16 protein-coding genes are annotated in these 20317 nt (G+C 50.3%); 4 read left to right on the top strand and 12 right to left on the bottom strand.

Features of this window, described 5'->3' with window-relative positions:
- Positions 1-4 precede the first annotated feature (4 nt).
- From FS628_RS18820 to FS628_RS18845, 6 genes are all read right to left on the bottom strand, one after another.
- On the bottom strand, positions 5-1294 hold the full coding sequence (locus FS628_RS18820; protein ID WP_145324484.1) for a M20 family metallo-hydrolase: 1290 nt from the start codon (positions 1292-1294) through the stop codon (positions 5-7).
- A gap of 38 nt (positions 1295-1332) precedes the next feature.
- Positions 1333-2706, bottom strand: coding sequence for an aspartate aminotransferase family protein (locus FS628_RS18825; protein ID WP_145324486.1), 1374 nt, complete (start codon positions 2704-2706; stop codon positions 1333-1335).
- Positions 2707-2727: 21 nt separating this feature from the next.
- Positions 2728-3792 carry an ABC transporter substrate-binding protein gene (locus FS628_RS18830; protein WP_145324488.1) on the bottom strand — a complete coding sequence of 355 codons (1065 nt, stop codon included), beginning with the start codon at positions 3790-3792 and terminating at the stop codon, positions 2728-2730.
- A 75-nt stretch (positions 3793-3867) separates the two neighbouring features.
- On the bottom strand, positions 3868-4806 hold the full coding sequence (locus FS628_RS18835; RefSeq protein WP_145324489.1) for an ABC transporter permease: 939 nt from the start codon (positions 4804-4806) through the stop codon (positions 3868-3870).
- Positions 4803-5615, bottom strand: a complete 813-nt coding sequence (locus tag FS628_RS18840; RefSeq protein ID WP_145324491.1) for an ABC transporter permease — start codon at positions 5613-5615, stop codon at positions 4803-4805. Before FS628_RS18840 ends, FS628_RS18835 begins: the two co-directional genes overlap by 4 nt.
- Positions 5596-6420, bottom strand: coding sequence for an ABC transporter ATP-binding protein (locus FS628_RS18845; RefSeq protein ID WP_145324493.1), 825 nt, complete (start codon positions 6418-6420; stop codon positions 5596-5598). Before FS628_RS18845 ends, FS628_RS18840 begins: the two co-directional genes overlap by 20 nt.
- A gap of 482 nt (positions 6421-6902) precedes the next feature.
- On the opposite strand from FS628_RS18845, the gene FS628_RS18850 reads away from it, so the two are divergent.
- From FS628_RS18850 to FS628_RS33040, 3 genes are all read left to right on the top strand, one after another.
- Positions 6903-9125 carry a methyl-accepting chemotaxis protein gene (locus FS628_RS18850; protein WP_145324495.1) on the top strand — a complete coding sequence of 741 codons (2223 nt, stop codon included), beginning with the start codon at positions 6903-6905 and terminating at the stop codon, positions 9123-9125.
- A 119-nt stretch (positions 9126-9244) separates the two neighbouring features.
- Positions 9245-10246: a GTP 3',8-cyclase MoaA gene (gene moaA, locus FS628_RS18855; protein WP_145324497.1), complete on the top strand. Its 1002-nt coding sequence runs from the start codon at positions 9245-9247 to the stop codon at positions 10244-10246.
- A gap of 316 nt (positions 10247-10562) precedes the next feature.
- Positions 10563-11399, top strand: coding sequence for a methyl-accepting chemotaxis protein (locus FS628_RS33040; RefSeq protein WP_145324498.1), 837 nt, complete (start codon positions 10563-10565; stop codon positions 11397-11399).
- Between the two features lie 210 nt (positions 11400-11609).
- Here the strand turns inward: FS628_RS33040 and FS628_RS18865 are convergent, their stop codons facing one another.
- Positions 11610-12221: a LysE/ArgO family amino acid transporter gene (locus tag FS628_RS18865; protein WP_145324500.1), complete on the bottom strand. Its 612-nt coding sequence runs from the start codon at positions 12219-12221 to the stop codon at positions 11610-11612.
- A 135-nt stretch (positions 12222-12356) separates the two neighbouring features.
- On the opposite strand from FS628_RS18865, the gene FS628_RS18870 reads away from it, so the two are divergent.
- A complete protein-coding gene (locus FS628_RS18870; RefSeq protein WP_145324503.1) occupies positions 12357-13850 on the top strand; it encodes an aminotransferase-like domain-containing protein in 1494 nt (497 codons plus the stop codon).
- Between the two features lie 155 nt (positions 13851-14005).
- Here FS628_RS18870 and FS628_RS18875 read toward each other — a convergent pair whose 3' ends face one another.
- From FS628_RS18875 to FS628_RS18895, 5 genes are all read right to left on the bottom strand, one after another.
- Complete coding sequence (locus FS628_RS18875) at positions 14006-14833, bottom strand: carbohydrate ABC transporter permease (protein ID WP_145324505.1); 828 nt, start codon at positions 14831-14833, stop codon at positions 14006-14008.
- Complete coding sequence (locus tag FS628_RS18880; protein WP_145324507.1) at positions 14830-15714, bottom strand: carbohydrate ABC transporter permease; 885 nt, start codon at positions 15712-15714, stop codon at positions 14830-14832. The genes FS628_RS18875 and FS628_RS18880 overlap by 4 nt, the downstream gene beginning before the upstream one ends.
- Before the next feature lie 180 nt (positions 15715-15894).
- Positions 15895-17175, bottom strand: coding sequence for an ABC transporter substrate-binding protein (locus FS628_RS18885; RefSeq protein WP_145324509.1), 1281 nt, complete (start codon positions 17173-17175; stop codon positions 15895-15897).
- Between the two features lie 147 nt (positions 17176-17322).
- Positions 17323-18432: a response regulator gene (locus tag FS628_RS18890; protein WP_260871113.1), complete on the bottom strand. Its 1110-nt coding sequence runs from the start codon at positions 18430-18432 to the stop codon at positions 17323-17325.
- A complete protein-coding gene (locus FS628_RS18895) occupies positions 18429-20219 on the bottom strand; it encodes a sensor histidine kinase (protein WP_145324511.1) in 1791 nt (596 codons plus the stop codon). The genes FS628_RS18890 and FS628_RS18895 overlap by 4 nt, the downstream gene beginning before the upstream one ends.
- Positions 20220-20317 lie beyond the last annotated feature (98 nt).

A 20317-nucleotide genomic window follows, 5' to 3' on the forward strand; every position in this document is an offset into this window, starting at 1 on the left:
AACGTCACAACGCCTCCTCAGGTAAAATGATTGGTTGGTTCACGCCACTGCACATCCTCCGAATGGTGCGATACAACACTTCCGTACCTAATCCAATATCCTCAGGGGAGGAATATTCGCTGGGATGATGACTGATGCCGTCCTTGCTGCGGACAAAGATCATGCCATAATCACACACAAGCGAAAGGGCCAACGCATCATGGAACGGACCACTCATCAGTTCTGGCAGAGTAACCCCGATCTCTTCCGCGGATGAACGAATCACCGACATGATCGGCTCAGCACAATATCGCGGTTCACTGTTCGTATCCTCTGTCAGCGAGTAAGTCAGACCATATCGGGAACTTACGTCATCCAAAATGTTCATCAATCGGGCTTCAAGCCGGTTCCTGCGCTCCATCTCCATATCTCGTAAGTCCACCGTGAAGCTAACTTCCTCCGGGATGATATTCCGTGAGTCTGGAAATACCCTCAGACTTCCCACCGTACCTACGGTTGGAGCTTCCGGGTCTTCTCTCACCATATCGTCAAACGCCGCAATGACTTTTGCGCTGCCTACCAAAGCATCTTGCCGCATCCCCATCGGAACAGAGCCAGCATGACCCGCCATGCCTCTCATCGTCACCGTAAGCCAGAGTGGGCCCGAGATGCCTGTCACCAGACCTACTGGAGCATCCAGAGCCTCAAGCACTGGTCCCTGCTCAATGTGCAGCTCCAGATAACTGCCAATGGAACCTGGCGGGTAGATCGCTTCTTCAAAATCCGAAGGAGAACAGCCGAAGGCTTCCAGCGCCTCCCGGCGAGTCACTCCATTTTTATCCTGCCGCTCCAGTTCGCCCTCTTCCAACTGACCCGTTATGCCACGTGAGCCGAACAAACCTTTGTTAAAACGGGAACCTTCTTCATCGCAAAAGGCAATCACCTCAATCGGCATTAGGGGTTGAATGCCATTTTCGATCAGGCATTGCACGGCTTCCAGTGCGCCGAGCACACCGATCGCTCCATCATATCGACCGCCGTAAGGCTGAGAGTCGATATGGGAACCAATCATGAGGATAGGCAACGCCTGATCCGTACCTTCGAGACGACCAATCAGATTGCCGAAGGGATCAAGTCGAGTCGTCAGACCTGCCTTTTCCATCCAGAGACGAACCTGTATGATGCCGTCCATATCTTCTGGCGTCAGGGCAAGTCGGCAGACACCCGTCTCTGCGATTCGGCCAATCTGTGACAACTGCTCAATTCGCTCATTCAAGCGAAGCTGATTAATGAGTTTGCCTGTCGTGGTCTGCATCCTCCCTCGCCTCCTTTTGTGTTATCCATCTATGGCAACTAACCTGCGTCCAGACTACGTAGCGCAACGAGCAGACTTCCAGCGATCAGATCCAACTCATCCTCGGTGGTGACAAACGGCGGGGAAATCGTCAAAATGTTTGCAAACCCCGGCACGGTATCGCCGTTCTTGCCAATCAGGATGCCGTCCCTTTTACAACTGGCGAGCACCTTCATTACCTTATCCGCCTCCGCAGGAGAACCTTCTGCTTCAATCAATTCAATGCCACAGGCGAATCCGAATGAACGGATATCCCCCACAACAGGCAGTTCGAGCAATGGCTTCAGCTTCTCACGAAGCAGATATCCCAGTTCTTCCGCCCGGCTGACCAGATTCTCTCGTTCCAGAATCTCCAGATTCGCCAGTGCCACCCGGCAGGACACGGGATTTCCGCCAAATGTATTCACATGCCGAAAATGGGCATCCGGTCCGGGCTCGCGGAACGTGTCATACAGATCGGCTCGCACGGCTGTTGCCGATAGGGGTGAATACGCACTGGTCATGCCTTTTGCCATCGTCACAATATCTGGCTGCACACCATAGTTCTGATGACCAAACTTCTGCCCAGAGCGGCCAAAACCGCAGATTACCTCATCTACGATGAGCAGCACACCATAGCGCTGACAGATCTCTTGCACGGTACGCATATAATCCGGCGGCGGGACAATCATGCCGCCCCCTGTGATCACCGGCTCCATAATTACTGCGGCAACTGTCTCAGGACCTTCCCAACGAATCACCTCTTCATAGATGGTTGCACATTCGAGTCCGCATCCATCCTTGCTTCGTCCAAACGGGCAGCGGTAACAATACGGTGGTGGAACATGAGAGAAACCCACGCCGAGCGGCTCGTATTTGATCTTGCGGGCGGCTTGCCCAGTGGCGCCCAACGCTCCCATGGAATTGCCGTGATACGCACGGTGACGGGAGATGAATTTGTGCCGAGTAGGCTCACCATTCTGATGGTGGTACTGGCGGGCTATTTTGAAAGCCACCTCATTCGCATCTGAACCTGAGTTGGAGAAGAATATTCGATACTCCCCCTCCAGCCAGTCATTCAGCTTCTCCGCCAGCAAAATCGCCGGTTCGTGACTCTGCGTCATCGGTACATAAGCGAGTGCTTTCATCTGTTCGTAGGCACTTCTCGCAATCTCCTCACGGCCATGCCCCACATTCACACACCACAGTCCAGACATCGCATCCAGATAACGCGTACCATCCTGATCGGTGATCCAGCTACCCTCCCCGCTTACTGCAATCATCGGATGATCGTTATGAGGCGAGATGTGATGCCATACGTATTTGCGATCTTTCTCCAGCCATTCTTCCTTCGTACCGCCAAGCGGCTGAGGCTGCTGATCCACAGAACTCATTCGTCATCCTCCTCCACACGCTTATTTCACCGCTTCTTCATAGATGCTTTTCTCGAGCGCTTCATCCAGGTTGGCAGCTTTTTTGATCAGGCCATAGTTCAGTGCAATATCCGCAGTCCGGGTAAATGACTCATCCACAAAACTGCCGACTTGCTGCTCCGTAAATCCTTCTGGTCGGATCAGCTTCGCAATCTCTTCCAGCATCGTTACCTGATGTTCACGAGTGGTGCTGCCATCCGTCACATTACTCATCACGATATCCACCGTCTCATCCTGTTCATCAATGGCATAGTTCCAGCCTTTCAGAATGGCACGGGTCACTTTGACCGCAAGCTCACGGTTGCTGTCTACCCAATCCTTCTTGGCAATCAGCGTATCCTCCAGCATGCCAACACCGGCATCTTCAATGTTGAACACATCCAGATCCGATTCTTTCGTTCCACTTTCCAGCACCACGTGGTATTCGTTATAGATCGTCGCCGTAGCTACATCTACCTGATCGTTGAAAAACTGATCCATTGTGAAACCCTGCTTCACCAGTTCAATGTCTTTCTTCGGGTCCAGGCCATTCTTCTCCATGAACGCGAGCACCTGAAACTGCTGACTGCCGAACCAGGTACTGACCTTCTTTCCCTTCATCTGAGCCGGATCGGTAATGCCCAGGGACTTCTTCGCAATCAAACGATAGCTGCTCTTCTGTGAGATCTGGGCGAGCGAGACAAGTGGCAGGCCGTTATCCCGGCTGACCAGCAAACTGTCTACACCCGTGATCCCCACATCGGCCGCACCATTGACCACCTGCTGCTCAATCACGATATCCGGACCACCCGGAATAATCTCGGCATCAATGCCTTCATCTGCAAAAAAGCCTTTTTCCTTCGCTGCATAGATCCCGGCAAACTGCGCCTGCGGCACCCATTTCAGCTGAATTTTCACTTTGGTTAACGGTTGATCTGCTTCTCCCGCCCCTCCTGAACTCGCAGCGGCAGGCTCAGCAGCCGGCTCGGACTTCGTAGAACAAGCGCCCAGCATCGTAACAACCAACAGGACCAATACCAGCAAACCCGGCTTCAACGTTTTGTACATGTACAGAACAACCCCCTGTTTATATACGATTTTTCAATCAGGTATTACGATCTATGGTGGGTACCCTGATGAACGTTATTGATCTGTGCGTGCACGATTCCACGGAATGAGTCGCTTTTCTGCCAGGACAACCGCTTCATACAACACAATGCCGAGCGCGGCGGCGATGACAATGCAGGACCAGGCCAAAGGCATGTTCGCCAGTCGAATCTGATCCGAGAGCAAGTACCCAAGCCCTTGGGAGGCGATGAAGAATTCACCCACAATGGCCCCGATAATACTGGTCGACATATTGATCTTTAGACCGGCAAAGAGGGAAGGCATGGCGTGAGGCAGTCTCAGCTTCCAAAAAAACTGCATCCTGCTCGCAGCAAGGCCACTCAGCAGATCACTGTACTGCGGTTGAATTGAAGTCAGCCCTTTGAACAGGCTGACAGCCATGGCTGCCATCGTAATCACCGTGACAACAGCAATACGGGACCAGATCCCGTCACCGAACCAATTGTTCATAATCGGGGCAAGGGCCACGATGGGGACCGCGTTCAGCGCAGACAAAACCGTAACTGCCGCCCTGCCGCTTGTGGGAAAGAACGATGCACCCGCTGCCGCCATAGCGCCTAGCAGGGAACCGAGCAGGAAGCCACCCAGCATTTCGGTTCCGCTGTACATCGCGTAACGAAAGAGCATATTGGCATTTTCCTGTATGGATGCCGCAATCGCGGAAGGCACAGGCAGCTGGTAGCTTTCCAGCGAGAATATCCAATGAAACAACCTGAGCTGCCAGAGGGAGAGAAACAACACACCCGCACCCCAAGGAAGCACACTCAGTGCAACCGATCGTCCGCGAACGCCAGAGCCCGATCTGACCTTTCCGGCTTGTCCCCGTTGTCCATGAATTTCCGATCCTGGGACAGCTGCCGTCTGTGAACCATTGAGGGTCGTAGCCGCGCCAGTTACAGCAGCAATCGACACACCTTCATCACTTTTCCGGCTCAACACGCTACCTTCACTCATGTGGCCTGACCTCCTTTGGCCCTGAATTCAGGCTGCCAGGGAGTCAACCAACGTTCAGCCAGACTGATGGCCAGATACGAGATCAGGCCAATGCCGATGCTAAGCATAATGGTTGCCCAGAACATGCCAACTTGGGCATGGCCGTAATATAACGAACTGACCATCAGGACGCCGAGTCCATCGGGAGCCCCCATCAATTCCACAACGATGGAGGAGGTTACCGCCAGCGGAGCAGCTATTTTCAACCCAGAAAATAGTCCCGGCAGTGCTGAGGGCAGCAGACATTTGATATAACGCGCGGTCAGTGAAGCTCCACAGGAACGCATAAGTTCCAGGTGCTCTGGTGCTGCACTTTTCAATCCTTTCAAGGTATGGATGATGATCGGAAAGAAGGTGACATACGCCGCCATAACAATCCGTGCCCACTCCGCGTTGTGGATGATGCCGTACACAATCGGAGCGAGACCAATGACCGGAACCATCTGTGAGGAGACTACATATGGCGATAATGTGCGCTCCAGCCAGACAGCCGCGCTCATGAGCAGCGCCAGACCCAGACCCAGCAGCGTTCCCCCTGCGAAACCAATGGCTGCATTGCCAAACGTGACAGCCCCCTGCTCTGCGAGCGTACCCGAGTAACGAAACAGGGCTGCAAGGACTTCGTGCAGATATGGAAGGCGAGACGCCGCCTGCTGAGGTGACAGAAACAGCTGGAGCATCCAGGCGATTGCTTCCCACAGCACCAATACGGCCATAATCCAGATGACGACCCAGGAGCGATAGCCTGGTTTAAAGAATCGCAGGGACATGAGAGTCATCACGCTCCTCGTAGAAGCAATTGCGAATGGTCGTGATCATGCGATAGAAAGCTTCTGTTTCTCTCAGTTCACTATGACGTTCGGAAGGCAGGTTAACGGAATGAATGGAATGTACTTGACCCGGATGTGCCGAGAGCACGATGATTCGGTCGGATAGAAATACGGCTTCGGGGATGCTGTGTGTGACAAAGAGGAAGGTCTTGCCTGTCGAGCGTTTGATCTCAAGCAGCTCCAATTGAAGCTTTTCTTTGGTGAATTCGTCTAGGGCGGAAAAGGGTTCATCCATGAGCAGCAATGGCGGATCAAGTGCAAGGGCACGTGCAATAGATACACGTTGCTGCATCCCGCCACTGAGCTGCCATGGATAATGGTCGGCGAAGCGGGATAGCCCTACCATTTCAAGCAGTTCACCGCTAATGCGGCGGCACTCCTTTCGGCGAGTACCGAGCAGCTCCAAGGGCAATTCCACATTGTGACGAACGGTGCGCCAATCGAACAAGGCTGGTGTCTGAAAGACGATGCCGAACTGTCGCTGTAGCCGGGCCCGTTCAGGCTCCTGACCTGCAATGCGAACAGTGCCTGAGGTGGGCTGAAGTAGATCACCCACCAGCCGGAGCAAGGTTGACTTGCCACAACCAGAAGGGCCCAGCAGGGAGACAAACTCATTGGACTGAATCTGGAATGTAACATCCGACAAGGCAGTGACTTGTTGTGTCCCTGTGCCGAAGACAACGGACACATGATCAACATCAATATGGCAGGCTTCGGGGGCTGTAGCTGAGGATATGGAGGACATGGGCATTCTCCTTTGTGAGAAGTTGTTTGCATTGCACACCAAGGCTGAATGGGAGGTTTATATACACGAACGTAACAGGTTTTGCTTGTTAGATAATACTATATCGCTTTGGGCGGGGATTACATTATACAGTGTGTTTTGAGTATGGGCCCGTTCATGTTACACAATGTAAAATGAGATAGATTCTCAGATGCATTCATGTGAGTTTCCTTGGTAGAAAGCTAACATATGTTTCACCTAACAATAAGCGTACGATCATTTGTATTTATTGAATGAATATTCGGAAAATATGACATATCCCCTCGTATTCTTGCTCGTTTTCTTGTATAAAGATTGAATAGAACGATAAGGACTTCCACCTGCGAGTGAGTCAGGCTGCGGAATAATGAAGGCGGTATCATGATTCCGGTTCAACCACTACACAGGAGTGTCCATAGATCAATAGAACGAAGCTTGCAAATCCAGAAATCGGGGTGGTCATGATGTTTGATTGGCTGGGATGGAGAAAAGGTTTGCCGCTATGGCGATCGTATCGGTTGAACGCACACATGAAGGAAGATGTGGAACAGATTTTTGAGGGGATTGCCGAAACGAGGCGGCAGCTGATGATGGACTGGGCAGAGGAACAATGGAATCACCTGGATCGATTGCTTCATCAAATACAGTCAGTTCGACCCCAAGATGTACTGCCAAATTCATCTCATATAAGCCAGCTGGATGCATGGTTTCAATCCAGTTATAATCGAGCCGTCGATAGTACAGAGCTATTTATGCTAAACGAACAGAATCAGGTGGTATTCTCTACATATAAGAAACATATAGGACAGATCTATGAAGATCACGAAGCTTTGATTGGACCAGGATTGAAGTACTCCCGAGCAGATCATCATGGGAAAAAGTGTTTGTATGGCCCTTATTCCGATCCACTGACGTTGGATATTGGACCACGCTCGTCCGCTTTTCACGATGATGTCACCTTGCTGTTTATCACCCCAATTCTGCAGGAAGGTCGATACGTCGGTTCATTATGCAGCCGTGTTCCTGGAGATGTCCTGGGTGACCTGATTCAACGAGAATCAGGCCATATCTATCCCGATTCCGGTGACAACTATCTCTTTATGGCTGAGTCGAGATTACGGCCTCATCTGCAGCCCGGTACCGCCTTGTCTCGAAGCCGCTTCGAGGATCGTACCTTCACACATGGGGAGAATCTGAAAGATGGTGTCACCACCGATTGGGGCATCGTTTCCGTGAAGGAGCATACCGAGCTGGAACTCATGTTCACTGATCCCTCGACCGGAGAGCTACACCCTGGCGTTGCGAACACCATTCAGAATGGTTCGAATCTGTTTGTAGCCTTTCCCGGATACTCGGATTACCGCCATATTTCTGTCATTGGCAAAGGTATCACCTTCCAGCTTCCACATTGTCCTGATCGGTGGGGCATGATGTGTGAGGGGGATCTGGAGGAAGTATACCGGATACGAAGCATTGGCTGGCGCCAGTTTAAGCAGCACAGTCTCTTCACACTCTTGTCAGGGGTTACAGGAGCGGCCCTTGTCTATGCCGTTACTGGCAGTGGATGGAGCGCGGCACTACTTGCGGCTTTTAATGTACTGTTCGGATTCTTCACTGCATTACGGCTGAATCGCAGCCAATATCGACGGGTTCATGATGACTTGCGCCGCATCAGCCGATTTATTCGAATCAATGCCGAAGGCAGAGGTGATCTAACACAGCGCCTGAATACGTCTGATTTTGCCCAAGACGAATCGGGTGAACTCGCGAAGTGGATCAACAACATGATTGACTCTCTGGAAGGCATTATGCTGAAGGTACAACTTGCCACGGTAGACGTTATGGACAACCAGTATCAGATGCGAACCTCAACAGAGACAACCCAGGGGACGACTGAGCGTGTGAACTACAAGCTTGGTTCGATGATTCAGGCCATTCGCACCCAACTGGAAGATCTCGATCAGGCCAAGATCGCTGCAGATCACATGCGCCTAACGCTGCAGCAACTAGAGACATCTGCCACCGAACAGATTGGCGTGGCTCAGCAAGAAGTGGAACGAATCGGTGACAAAATGACCCAAATCTCCGGAGCGGTATCCGATACCAACCGTACCATCCTGTCCTTCATGGACACCATGAAAGAGATTTACCGTGCACTGGCTGTCATTGATGAAATTTCAGCTCAGACCAACCTGCTCGCGCTGAATGCTACCATTGAAGCTGCACGCGTGGGCGAACATGGCCAAGGGTTCTCCGTTGTGGCGGGGGAAATCCGTAAGCTGGCCGATGTATCCCGCTCTTCTACTGAAGATATCCATCAGATTCTGGACCGAATCTCAACTGCAGCAGGAGCTGCATCCCAATTAATCACAGAGGGAGATCAGGTGCTGGCTGAAGGAACGACATTGGTTCAGGCCGCTTCGCAACTTCTACAAAATGCTACCGCTGAAGAACCTGAACGCACACAAGTCGTGGATCAAGTGGTCATGCTAATGGAGAATATTGCTGCGATCAGCCATCAAAATCGGGCGACTTCTGCTGAGGTAGAAGCAGAGATGATGGAGCTGATCCGTGATATGTTGCAGGTTCAGCATTCTTCGCATAACGTGGAAGCCATTACGGTCTTCCTGCAACAACTCGTGGGACAATTCCATCTCAACCACCCCGCCAAAAATGCTGTCATCTGACGTCATCGTTGACGCGGATTGGAGAAATAGCTAAAATTTGATGCAACTGTTCCTTTTGAAATTGTCATATCATTTATAATAGAAGATCTCCAATCTGAACCGATGAAAGGGTGGTCTGCATGGAATTGCTTCAGGATTCATTTGGCCGGATACATGACTACATCCGTATTTCTGTTACGGACCGCTGTAATTTACGCTGTGTGTACTGCATGCCTGCAGAGGGTATGGAGTTTGCTCCACATGATGAGATTATGAGCTACGAAGAAATAGCACAGGTGCTGAAAGTGCTTGCCCCGATGGGTATGCGCAAAGTACGACTCACCGGGGGCGAACCGCTGGTGCGCAAGGACCTGCACAAGCTCGTCAGCATGATCTCGGCGATTGACGGAATTGACGATATTGCACTGACTACCAACGCTCTTCTGCTGGACAAACAAGCTCAAGCGTTGAAAGACGCTGGGTTGAACCGGATCAATATCAGTCTGGACTCCCTGCAAGCTAGCCGCTTCTCCATGATTACCCGTGGCGGCGATGTGAACAAGGTACTTAAAGGCATCGAGGCTGCAACAGCCGCTGGTCTCGCTCCAATCAAGCTGAATGTCGTGCTGATGAAGGGCATTAACGATGATGAAATTAAGGACTTTATTGCAATGACCATTGACCAGCCTCTTCATGTGCGTTTCATTGAATATATGCCGATTGGACAGGCTTCGGATTCATGGCGCAAATCTTATTTGCCGCTGGAGGCCGTCACGGATGTATGTGCTGAGGCAGGTTGGGCGGTTGAAAATACAGCAGGCCCAGCGGGTAACGGCCCATCACGCAATATGAAAATTGTGGGCTCCGAAGGCACATTCGGATTGATTCATCCCGTGAGCGATCACTTCTGCGACAATTGTAACCGACTTCGGCTGACAGCTGACGGACATATCAAAGCCTGCCTCTACTGGTCAGATGAGTATAATGTTCGCCGCTTCGTGGATGATCCGGATGCCATGGCGGCGCTCTTCCTCAAAGCGCTGGGTACGAAACCCAAGAATCACGAGATGGCCCTGGCTCTGGAACAAAAAATGCAATCGCACACGCCGACGGTACGGCGCATGTCCCAGATTGGCGGATAACACATGTTTCATTGATGATGTCTGTTGGCATTGTATACCTTTACGTGAATCAGCATTCATTGCGGGTAACGTGAAAATAGAGCGTTGCACAAGGAATAAGCGCATAACCAAAGCAGACGAGAACATGATGTTCTTGCCTGCTTTTTTGTCTTATTTTCATAAATTTCTAAACGAATTCATATTCCCCTGTTTCATATGTAAAAAATCTAATTAATATACGTTATGCCCTTATCAGGCCTTCAAGATTAGCCTCATTCTGACGATGTATACAATACATCTAGATGATATGCACATACATTATAGGAGCTGAACCTTATTGAACATCGTTGAAGCACTCGTTGCAGCAAGTCCGTATTTTAAAATTATGCTGAAAGAACACGATATCATGATTGCAGTAACCGATACCGAGAAGTTCTGGTATTATGTTCCCAGCAACGAACTCGATCTGGGCATCAAGGCAGGAGATCCCATCTCCCTGGATGACCCTACTCTCCGCCGTGCACTGATCCATGGCGAGACTTCAGCCAATCGTATTGATGCCAAGTTCTATGGCACATCCATTAATTCGGCAGCCACACCGCTTCGCGATGAGCAAGGAAACATTGTGGGCACACTTGCGATTGGGTTCTCTCTGCAAAACGAGGAAAAGCTGGAGTACTTCACCGAATTGATTGGCGGAATCAGCGGTAAACTGACAGATATGGTGCAGACGGTTGCTGCGCAATCCGAGCAATTGACGGCCTCTTCTACGCAGATCCTGGACAATACCCGCATGGCTGTACAAAACTCAGGCGAAGTGAACAAAGTTGCAGCATTCATTCGTGAGATCTCAGAGCAAACCAATCTATTGGGCCTGAACGCAGCCATCGAAGCAGCCCGAGCAGGCGAAGCAGGCGCAGGGTTCAGCGTCGTTGCATCGGAAGTGCGTAAACTTTCTACAGGTACCAAAGAAGCTACGGTGAACATCGAACGTTCCTTGAAAGATGTCCAGCATTCCATCCAGCAGATGGAGCAAGAGATCACTTCGATCTCACAGTCGAGCAACCAACAGGCTGTGCTGGTAACCGAGTTCAGCGAGGTCATTGATCAGTTGAACAGCGTAAGCCATGATCTGAAAGTGTTCATTGAATCCATGCTGCTAAAGGCAGAATAGATCCGATTACGATGACCCTAACTCAAATGACCAACCATATATAAGAGACGCTACACCAAAGCGTTATCGAGCACTACATGTTCCAACTCAATAACTAGATCAGCAAGCTATGCTGATCACCAAATTCAGCACTCACATTGAACTCCCTGTGCGATTAACGTCACGGGGAGTTTTTTTATTTTATACAATAGGAGCCATATCACGGTCCTTCTATGAATAGATGAGCTTCCATAGCATCATGCATGCCAGACCGACCATGACTAGAGCAGACAATCGATTGAACACCAGACTGATGCGTCCAGTACGATCCGTTCTGCCAATCACCCTGCCTGCGCCTGCAAGTCCCATGAACCATATCCAAGATACAGCCGCGGCTGTCAGGGCAAAATAAATGCGCTCCACCCCTTCATACTGAAGTGAACTGGTGCCAATCAAGGCAACCGTGTCCAGCAGTGCATGGGGATTGAGTAAAGATACCGATGCGGCGAACGCAATTTGTCGTCCTGCTGACATTACCGTCTGCGAACCTTGCACAGATTCGGACGACCGCCAAATACTCCATGCCATATAGAGCAGAAACAAGCTTCCTACTGCATACAGCCCATTCGCCAGTAATGGCCATTGCAGCAAAATGAGCGACACCCCTCCGACGGCTGCCCCGATTAACAGCGTATCACTGATCCCTGCCGTTATTACTGCAGGCAGGGCATGTATATAACGCTTTTGCCTCATGCCTTGGTTAAAAATAAATACATTCTGCACACCCAGTGGCAAAATCAGGCCAAACGCCAGAACTACTGCGTGAATAACAACCTCCATCATCGTTCTTCCCCCTTATCTCTGTCCTCCATATTAGGGGAGATCATTCCTAACGTAACCAACCACTTGGATGGCATCAGACCCAACCAAATGATATAGTGTTTGTTACAAAGTCAAACGGAGGTGATTCTACCTGTCATGGAACGTTCTGATTCCCGGCTAAACATGGGTTGGAAGCCGAATCCTTCTCTCGACTTGCCCTTGTATCGCCAGATTGAAGCCTATATCCGCCAGAAAATCACAACGGGCGAATGGTCAGCAGGATATCGTCTCCCCTCACAGCGATTATGGGCTGAGTCCATGGGGGTGAACCGCAGTACATTGGTCACTGCCCTGGATAATCTGGCCGCCGCAGGTCTGATTGAAGGCAGACATGGCGGGGGAACCTATATTTCCGGCTCCGGTTGGCATGGCATGGCTCACGGAGCCATGCCCAACTGGAACGAAGCCATCGAGGAGGGTTGGTATTATCCCAACCTGCCCGAGATCCAGCAGATTAATCAGGCTGAATTCCGGCCTGGCATCATACGACTCGGTACAGGGGAGCTTGCCCCGGAGCTGATGCCTCAGGATGCTTTTAACGATATTCTACACTCCCTGTCCCAGCGTTCTCGTACACTCAACTACTTGGAACCTCAAGGAAGCCTGGAGCTTCGTGAGGCTTTATCCGCCCATTTGCAGACGACTGGCATTCAGGCCTCTCCAGATTCCATACTGATCGTATCCGGCTCACTTCAGGCCCTACACTTGATTTCGGTCGGACTGCTCCCTCGCGGATCAGCGGTTTTGCTGGAAAAACCGTCGTATCTCTATTCCATTCACGCCTTTCAGTCAGCAGGGTTGAAAATGAGTGGTATCCCGATGGATGACGAAGGATTACATATTGCACGTCTGGAGGACGCTGCGCAGCATGTAAAAGATCAAGATCACATCTCGCTTCTTTACACGATCCCGAGCTTTCACAATCCCACCGGCTCTGTGATGAGTGATCACCGCCGGGAAGAACTGATGACCACCGCTCGAACACTAGGCATCTCCATACTGGAGGATGCTGCTTACAGTGATCTGTGGCTGGAAACTCCTCCTCCCTCATCACTGAAGGCACGTGACAGGGAAGGACGGGTGCTGCATATGGGTACTCTGTCAAAGGCAGTCAGTCCCGGTCTGCGCCTCGGATGGCTAGTCGGGCCAGAGCCGGTCATTCGCCGTCTCGCAGATATCAAGATGCAGACCGATTATGGCACCAGTTCACTCGCCCAAGAAGCCGCTGCCCTGTGGTTCGCCGAAGGACATCACACTGGAAATATGGAACGCCTTCGCCCTGAACTGCGCAAACGCAGAGATATCATGCTTGATCTATTGCAACGTCACTTCCATGGGATTGCGGAGTGGAAGATACCTGCTGGTGGGTTTTACATCTGGTTGCAATTCATTGTCTCCCCTCTCTCTATCCGCCAATTGTTCCATACCTGTCTGGAGCAAAATGTACTTATTCACCCGGGCTATCTGTATGACCGGCTGGATGCGAGTCATATTCGGCTCTCTTACGCCTATGCTTCACCTGATGAGATGGAGCGTGGACTACAATGCCTCGCAGAGGCTGTCCACAGGCTTATGGATTCTGACTCCTGACTTCGAATGCTGCTTCCTGATTTCACAACCAAAACAGCCTTGACCTGAAAGGACCGTGTCCTTCAGATCAAGGCTATTTGCGTAAGTTTCCTAAGTGTGTTCGAATACCAAAAGCGCGTAGCTACCGGTGAAGTTACGGGATTCCCTCAAATGTTTTACCCCTTTACAGCACCCTCTGCAATACCTTCCATGATGAACTTCTGGAAGAACGCGTAGATTAGAATAACCGGAATCGCAGTCAGTACCAGGGAGGACAGAATCAACGGCCATTCCTTGTTATATTCACCAAACAGCATGTTCGTGGACAGAATCAGCGTATAGCGATTCACATCGGTCAACATAAGCAGTGGCAACAAGAAGTCATTCCAGATCCACAGGAAGTCCAGGATCGCGATGGTGACTGTGATCGGAAGCAAGAGCGGGAAGATAATCTGGAAGAATGTCTGGAACTCATTACATCCGTCCATCTGAGCCGATTCCTCCAATTCACGCGGAATGGACTTCACAAACCCGTGATAGAGGAAGATTGCCATGTTCACACCAAGTCCGATATAGATCAGGGCCAATCCGTACGTGCTTCCCTGTACACCCATGCCTTTGGCTACCCGTGTCAGTGGAATCATGATCGAGTGGAACGGTACCAGCATGGATGCAACAAACAGGAAGAAGATCAGGTTGCTCAAACGTCCGGAGGTACGTGACAGCTTGTATCCCGCAAGTGAGGCACAGAAGACGATTCCCCCGATCCCCAGAAAGGATACAATCGCCGAGTTCATCGAACTGCCCATCAGATTGATTTTGTTAAACGCGTCCGAGTAATTCTCCCAGTGAAGCGTTGTCGGCAGCGCGATAAAAGATTGGAACATCTCACCCTGTGTTTTGAAAGAGTTCACCACCGCCATGTAGATCGGCAGCATGGCGACGAGAGAGCCCAGAATCAGCAGCAGTCGAATCAGATAACTGTTCAGTCGTTGCATCCTCATGCTTCCACCTCTTTCTTCTTCATGACGGTGATCTGGATGAGTGTAAAGATGAGTACGATGATGAACAGCACAACCGATTTGGCACTCGCATAGCCGTATCTGAAGTTATTGGAGAACGCTTCTTCATAGATGTTCATCGTGATAACCTGCGTGGCTCTGCCCGGTCCACCACCCGTCAGTCCATACACCACTTCAAACACTTTGAATGCTCCGTTCAGTGTCAGGAAGAAACAGATGGTCACAGCATGGGTAATCATCGGCAACACCACATTGCGCAGCACCTGGAATGCGTTGGCCCCATCAATAACAGCCGCTTCCTTGAGACTTTTCGGCACACCCTGGAGAGCAGCCAGATAGATGATCATCATATAACCTACACCGTTCCATAGCGATACGATCAGAATGGAGTAAAATGAAAACTTCGGATCACCCAGCCATTGCTGGTCCAGGAACGAAAAGGCCAGTTTCTGTGCGAGCTGTGGCAGCACCTGAGAGAAGATGAATGTCCACATGAAAGCACTGATGATCGTACTGATCATATTAGGCATGAAAAACAGGGTCCGGAAGAGCCCCTTGCTGCGCGTCCGTGACTCGATCAACACGGCGAGCAGCAAGGCAATTCCATTTTGCAGAATCAACATAAATATTACATATTTCATCGTGAACCACAGGGAGTTCAGAAAGTCAGGATCTTCTTTGAACAATTCCACAAAGTTGCCCAGACCGATAAAGCTGTAATCCCGATTAAGTCCGTTCCAATCTGTCAGACTATAGAACATGCCACTAAACGTAGGGTACAGCAGGAAAATCGCATAGATGACAAAGGCAGGCGCAGTGAACGCGAGCAGTGACAGATACTTCTTGAACACATTCGTAGCCATTGGTTCTCCCCCTTTTCACTCGAAGCGGATGATTGTAAACGAGGGAACGAAGAACGTTCTGCCTGCCGTATCATCTGCTTGGAGACTGCGACGAAATAAAGTACCGCTAATTTGTTGACAAAACTCCCAAAACCGTTGAGATTTGCCAACAAAAGCGGATACTCCATTCCTCACAACTCCTTACTTGTTGACTTTGTTGTAGGATTTCCACGCCTTGTCGAGCGCATCGATAACCTGCTGTTGATTTAATTGCCCAGAGTAGTAGCCTTGCAACGCTTTGCCTGACTCGTCTTTCACCGCTTGAGGGAGGGATGGGTCCTCATAAGCTTTACCTTCACTCACATATTTCTGGGCATCGTCTACCCATGGGAAGCTCTTGAAGTCATGGATCTTGGCAACCGGATTGAACTTGAGTGCTTCGAAGAATGCACTTGAATCCTTGTCATCGAGAATGTAGTTCACGAAATCGAGTGCCACTTCTTTGTTTTTGCTAGATGACGATACTGCCAGTGAAGTGGAGGTGCTCAGATTGATTTTGGTATCATCCGGATTGTCATTGATCGGCATTGGTGCTACACCAAAGTTCAAGTTCGGGTTGGACTTCAGAATGGTTTCGGCAAACCATGGTCCCTGAATCCACATCGCGGCGCTTCCAGATGCGAAGGCTGCTGAACCATCATCTCCGCCCACTTCCAGCGCTTTGTCCGTTCCATTGGCATTGACGAGATCGAAGATATCAAACAATGCTTTCATATCGGAGAAGGAGCCCTGATCCTGATTCATCTTCTCCACGAAGTCTTTGTGCTCAGACTGAGTTAATGCACCCACGGTAAGTGGCAGGAATAATTGCGGAATCCAGGCTTCTTTGTAGGACAGTTCAAACGGTGTAATGTTGGCTGCTTTGAGTTTCTCCACGACCGCTTTCATTTCCGTTAACGTCGTTGGCACTTCCAGCCCTTGCTCTTTGAAAATATCTTTATTGTACAGATAGCCCCATGATACTGTTTCCAATGGAACAGCTACGACTTTGCCCTCCGCATCCGTTATGGAAGGTTTAACCGAATCCAGCAGCTTATCGACAAAAGGTTGGCCCGACAGGTCTTCCAGATAACCCGCTTTGCTGAATGGTGGAATCTCATTGACTGCATGCAGGGCGAACACATCCGGTGCATCATTGGAGGCGAGGCGAGTCTTCAGAATCTGAGGTGCATTGTCCGCAGGCGGCATCTCCAGTTGCACGTTCACCTCAATGTTTTTCTCTGCCTTCTCCTTGGCTTTGAACTGTTCTATATATTTATCGTAATGTTCTTTCAGCCGAGGTTGTGCGACGAATACTTTGAGTGACACCGTGCTGCCTGATGCCGATTCTTCCTGCCCATTGTCCGTTCCTGCATTGGAGCCGCAACCTGCGAGCAGAACACTGACCAGTACCGCACTTGCTACGCTTTTCCATACTTTCATCTCTTATGACCTCCCGGTGTGTAACTGGTTTGTCTTTCATAGGCTCATTATATATCAGAGAATGAAAGCGCTTCATTGGACAAAATTAGACTCCTGCATTGGATTATTTTAAACCTTAATCCAACCAAAAGTGTTCCCTCGAACGACTCATTCCGTGCTACTGCCTGAATTGTCTGACATACGAGGTTGTCCCTTCCGCATCTCCCCCGGTGAAACTCCGAAATGTTTCTTGAACACCCGATAGAAGTAGGACACGTCTTCATAACCCGCCATCTCGGCAATATGCTTGAACGGAATCTGTTCATCCATCACCCATTCCTTCGCTCGCGTCATGCGTAACTGGACAACATAGTCGGTCACATTCACCTCATACTCCTTCTTGAATACCTTGCTGAGATATTCCTTGCTGACAAAAAAGATCTGGGCGAGCTGCTCCAGCGTAATCATCTCCATACAATGCTGCTCCATGTACTGCTTCACCTCATTCAGGTTCAGCTTGTTTTTGAACTTGCGCTGCGCAATCAGCTGCTCCAAAGCCTGATAGTAAGGTGCAGATATCCACTCCACTGCAGCAGATATAGATGTCAGTGCAGCCGCAGGAGGTAGCGCTGTTGCCACTGGCCGCTCGTACAAGCCGTTGGAGACGCACAACTCATCCAGCAAAGCCTGTAATTCATAAGCCACCCGCCCGAGCTGCCGGGGTCTGTTAATCTCGCATCGTTCCAGCTTCTGCTGTAATTGCTGGAACCATTCCCGCAGACTCTGAACGTTCAGGTCATTAAACCGTAGGCGAGCCTGCTGCTGAAACAAAGAAAAATCACCAGCAAACGCAGAGGGATACGACTCCCATGATTCAGGCGCAGATTCAGCCTTTTCCAAATCTCTTGCACATTTGGCCAGTACACCATTGAGTTCATCCGGATTCACCGGTTTAAGCAGATAATCAGCAGCCCGATGGCGAATCGCATGTTTTGCATAATTGAAGTCGTCATATCCACTCACCACGATCACCTTGATCTGTGGGTATTGTCCGCTCAGAGTCTGTAGCAGCTCCACACCGTCTGTGCCGGGCATGCGCATGTCCGTAATGATAATGTGAGGCTGATGCTGCTTGACCAGTTGTATGGCCTGCTCGCCATCCTCTGCCTCACCTGCAACGGTCATGCCAAGTTCATTCCAATCTCCGAGGTTGCGCAAAATATCCCGGTTCCACGGTTCATCGTCCACCAGCAGCACTCTGTACAGTTCATTGTTCACAAGGCTTCGCCTCCTGTATTGCAGGGGATTCGTACCGTAACGCTCGTCCCCTGTCCGTATTCACTTTCCATGTTCATCCCGTATTCAGGTCCAAAATGCATCACCATTCGTGAGGCCGCATTGACCAGTCCAATACTTGTACCTGAACTCCACACCCGATCTGCCTGCCGGGTAAGCCGCTCCAGTCTGGACTGCATCTCCGTTAGTTTCTCAGCATCCATACCCACACCGTTATCACAAATTCGAATGGTTACATCTGTAGGTTCACAGACGACCTCAATGCCCAGCTTCCACTCGCCCTGCTTCTTCTCCAGACCATGTAAAAATGCGTTCTCCACAATCGGTTGCAGAGACAACTTGGGAATATAACACGCCCGAAGTTCCCCAGTAATCTCCAGGGTATATTCAAGCCTGCCGGCAAAACGCTGCTTCTGAATTAGCATATAATGCTCCAGCTGGTCCAGTTCAGACTGCAGGGGCACAAGCCCATCGGGCGCTCGCACAATATAACGAAACATCTCGCTCAAGGCTCGAATGACCTTGTAACTGTCTGCCGGTTTTTGCGAGTAGACCATGCCACCAATCATCTGCAACGTATTTTGCAGGAAATGCGGATGGATCTGGGATTGCAGTGCTTTGAGTTCGGCCGTCTGCTTCTCCAAATTCATCAGGTAGTTGTCGCGAATATGTTCCCGAATACGACTTGCCATGCCGTGCAGGTTTTTCTCCAGCAGGCCAATCTCATCTACCCGGCCGCTTCGTACTACTTCCCTATCCTTGATCAGCTGGATACCCTTCATGGAATTTGCCAGTCTGACAATGGGCTTCGATGTACGCCAGGCCATCAGCGCAGCTAGTCCCACAGATATGACGGTGGCCAGGCCACCCACGAACAGTCCGTATTTCATCGTGTCCAAAGCACTTTCGTTAACGACATGGGCAGGTACAATCTTGATCACACGCAATCCTGACGGCTCAATGGAATGAAAGAATACGTATTCCTTGGGCGTACGGATGAAGCCCGAACTTTCTTTCGTGCCTGCCAATTTCTCCAGTGCTTCCGCAGACGGCTGAATCTCTTGGTTTGGCTGATAGACCGGACTGCCCGCGCTGTCAGCAATGTATACCGCATATTCTCCACGGCTATTCAGCAGCTCCAGCGTCTGATTGAACTCAGCCCACTTGACCTCCAGACTGATGGCACCGATCTGTGCCTGATCCTCGAAGCGGTTCATGCTGCGGGTCATGTGAAACTTTTGTGGATCGTCCGGATCATTGATAATCGTAAAATCTTTATGTTGTGCGAAAAGTTCATGATACCCTTCCGGAATTTCCGATACCGCTTTGATGCGAGAATCCATGGAGTTGAAGGTGAACAGGGTGTCCAATTCTTTCAGGTATAGTTCAACGCCAAATACATAATTGCCAGCGGAATAGTATACACTGTTCAGCATATTGAATACGGCCTTCTGTTCATCGAATCGACTGGCTGCTGGCGCTTCCTGGTTCAACGCCAGATATTGATGCAATTCGTCACTGATCTGAATCGAATAGATAATATTGTTCATGCGGGCGAACTGTTCACCCAGATAGATAGAGGCCCAGTTCATATTGGCCCGGTTGGTCTCCATAATCTCCTCTTCCATGGAAGAGCGGGTATTCTCGGCTGCCATGGCGGTCATGGCAATGACGGGCAGAACGGCCAGCAGTGTCATGGTAAGAATCAATTTATTGCGAATGCTGCGTTTGAAAGGATCTGTCAGCTTCCGATAACATTCGGTAAACACAGCGCATCCACTCCTGAGCTAAAATAAGACAAACGCCCCAGCATAGAAGCCGAGGGCGCTTTGGTCTTTATATTCGTTTGGAAATGTTAAAATATCAC

The sequence above is a fragment of the Paenibacillus xylanexedens genome (genome assembly GCF_007676705.1).
Lineage (GTDB): Bacteria > Bacillota > Bacilli > Paenibacillales > Paenibacillaceae > Paenibacillus > Paenibacillus xylanexedens_C.

Bases quoted from the DNA above. Each gene is read 5' to 3' on its own strand.
- FS628_RS18820 (WP_145324484.1), bottom strand. From the start codon at position 1,294: ATGCAGACCACGACAGGCAAACTCATTAATCAGCTTCGCTTGAATGAG.
- FS628_RS18825 (WP_145324486.1), bottom strand. From the start codon at position 2,706: ATGAGTTCTGTGGATCAGCAGCCTCAGCCGCTTGGCGGTACGAAGGAA.
- FS628_RS18830 (WP_145324488.1), bottom strand. From the start codon at position 3,792: ATGTACAAAACGTTGAAGCCGGGTTTGCTGGTATTGGTCCTGTTGGTT.
- FS628_RS18835 (WP_145324489.1), bottom strand. From the start codon at position 4,806: ATGAGTGAAGGTAGCGTGTTGAGCCGGAAAAGTGATGAAGGTGTGTCG.
- FS628_RS18840 (WP_145324491.1), bottom strand. From the start codon at position 5,615: ATGTCCCTGCGATTCTTTAAACCAGGCTATCGCTCCTGGGTCGTCATC.
- FS628_RS18845 (WP_145324493.1), bottom strand. From the start codon at position 6,420: ATGTCCTCCATATCCTCAGCTACAGCCCCCGAAGCCTGCCATATTGAT.
- FS628_RS18850 (WP_145324495.1), top strand. From the start codon at position 6,903: ATGTTTGATTGGCTGGGATGGAGAAAAGGTTTGCCGCTATGGCGATCG.
- moaA (WP_145324497.1), top strand. From the start codon at position 9,245: ATGGAATTGCTTCAGGATTCATTTGGCCGGATACATGACTACATCCGT.
- FS628_RS18865 (WP_145324500.1), bottom strand. From the start codon at position 12,221: ATGATGGAGGTTGTTATTCACGCAGTAGTTCTGGCGTTTGGCCTGATT.
- FS628_RS18870 (WP_145324503.1), top strand. From the start codon at position 12,357: ATGGAACGTTCTGATTCCCGGCTAAACATGGGTTGGAAGCCGAATCCT.
- FS628_RS18875 (WP_145324505.1), bottom strand. From the start codon at position 14,833: ATGAGGATGCAACGACTGAACAGTTATCTGATTCGACTGCTGCTGATT.
- FS628_RS18880 (WP_145324507.1), bottom strand. From the start codon at position 15,714: ATGGCTACGAATGTGTTCAAGAAGTATCTGTCACTGCTCGCGTTCACT.
- FS628_RS18885 (WP_145324509.1), bottom strand. From the start codon at position 17,175: ATGAAAGTATGGAAAAGCGTAGCAAGTGCGGTACTGGTCAGTGTTCTG.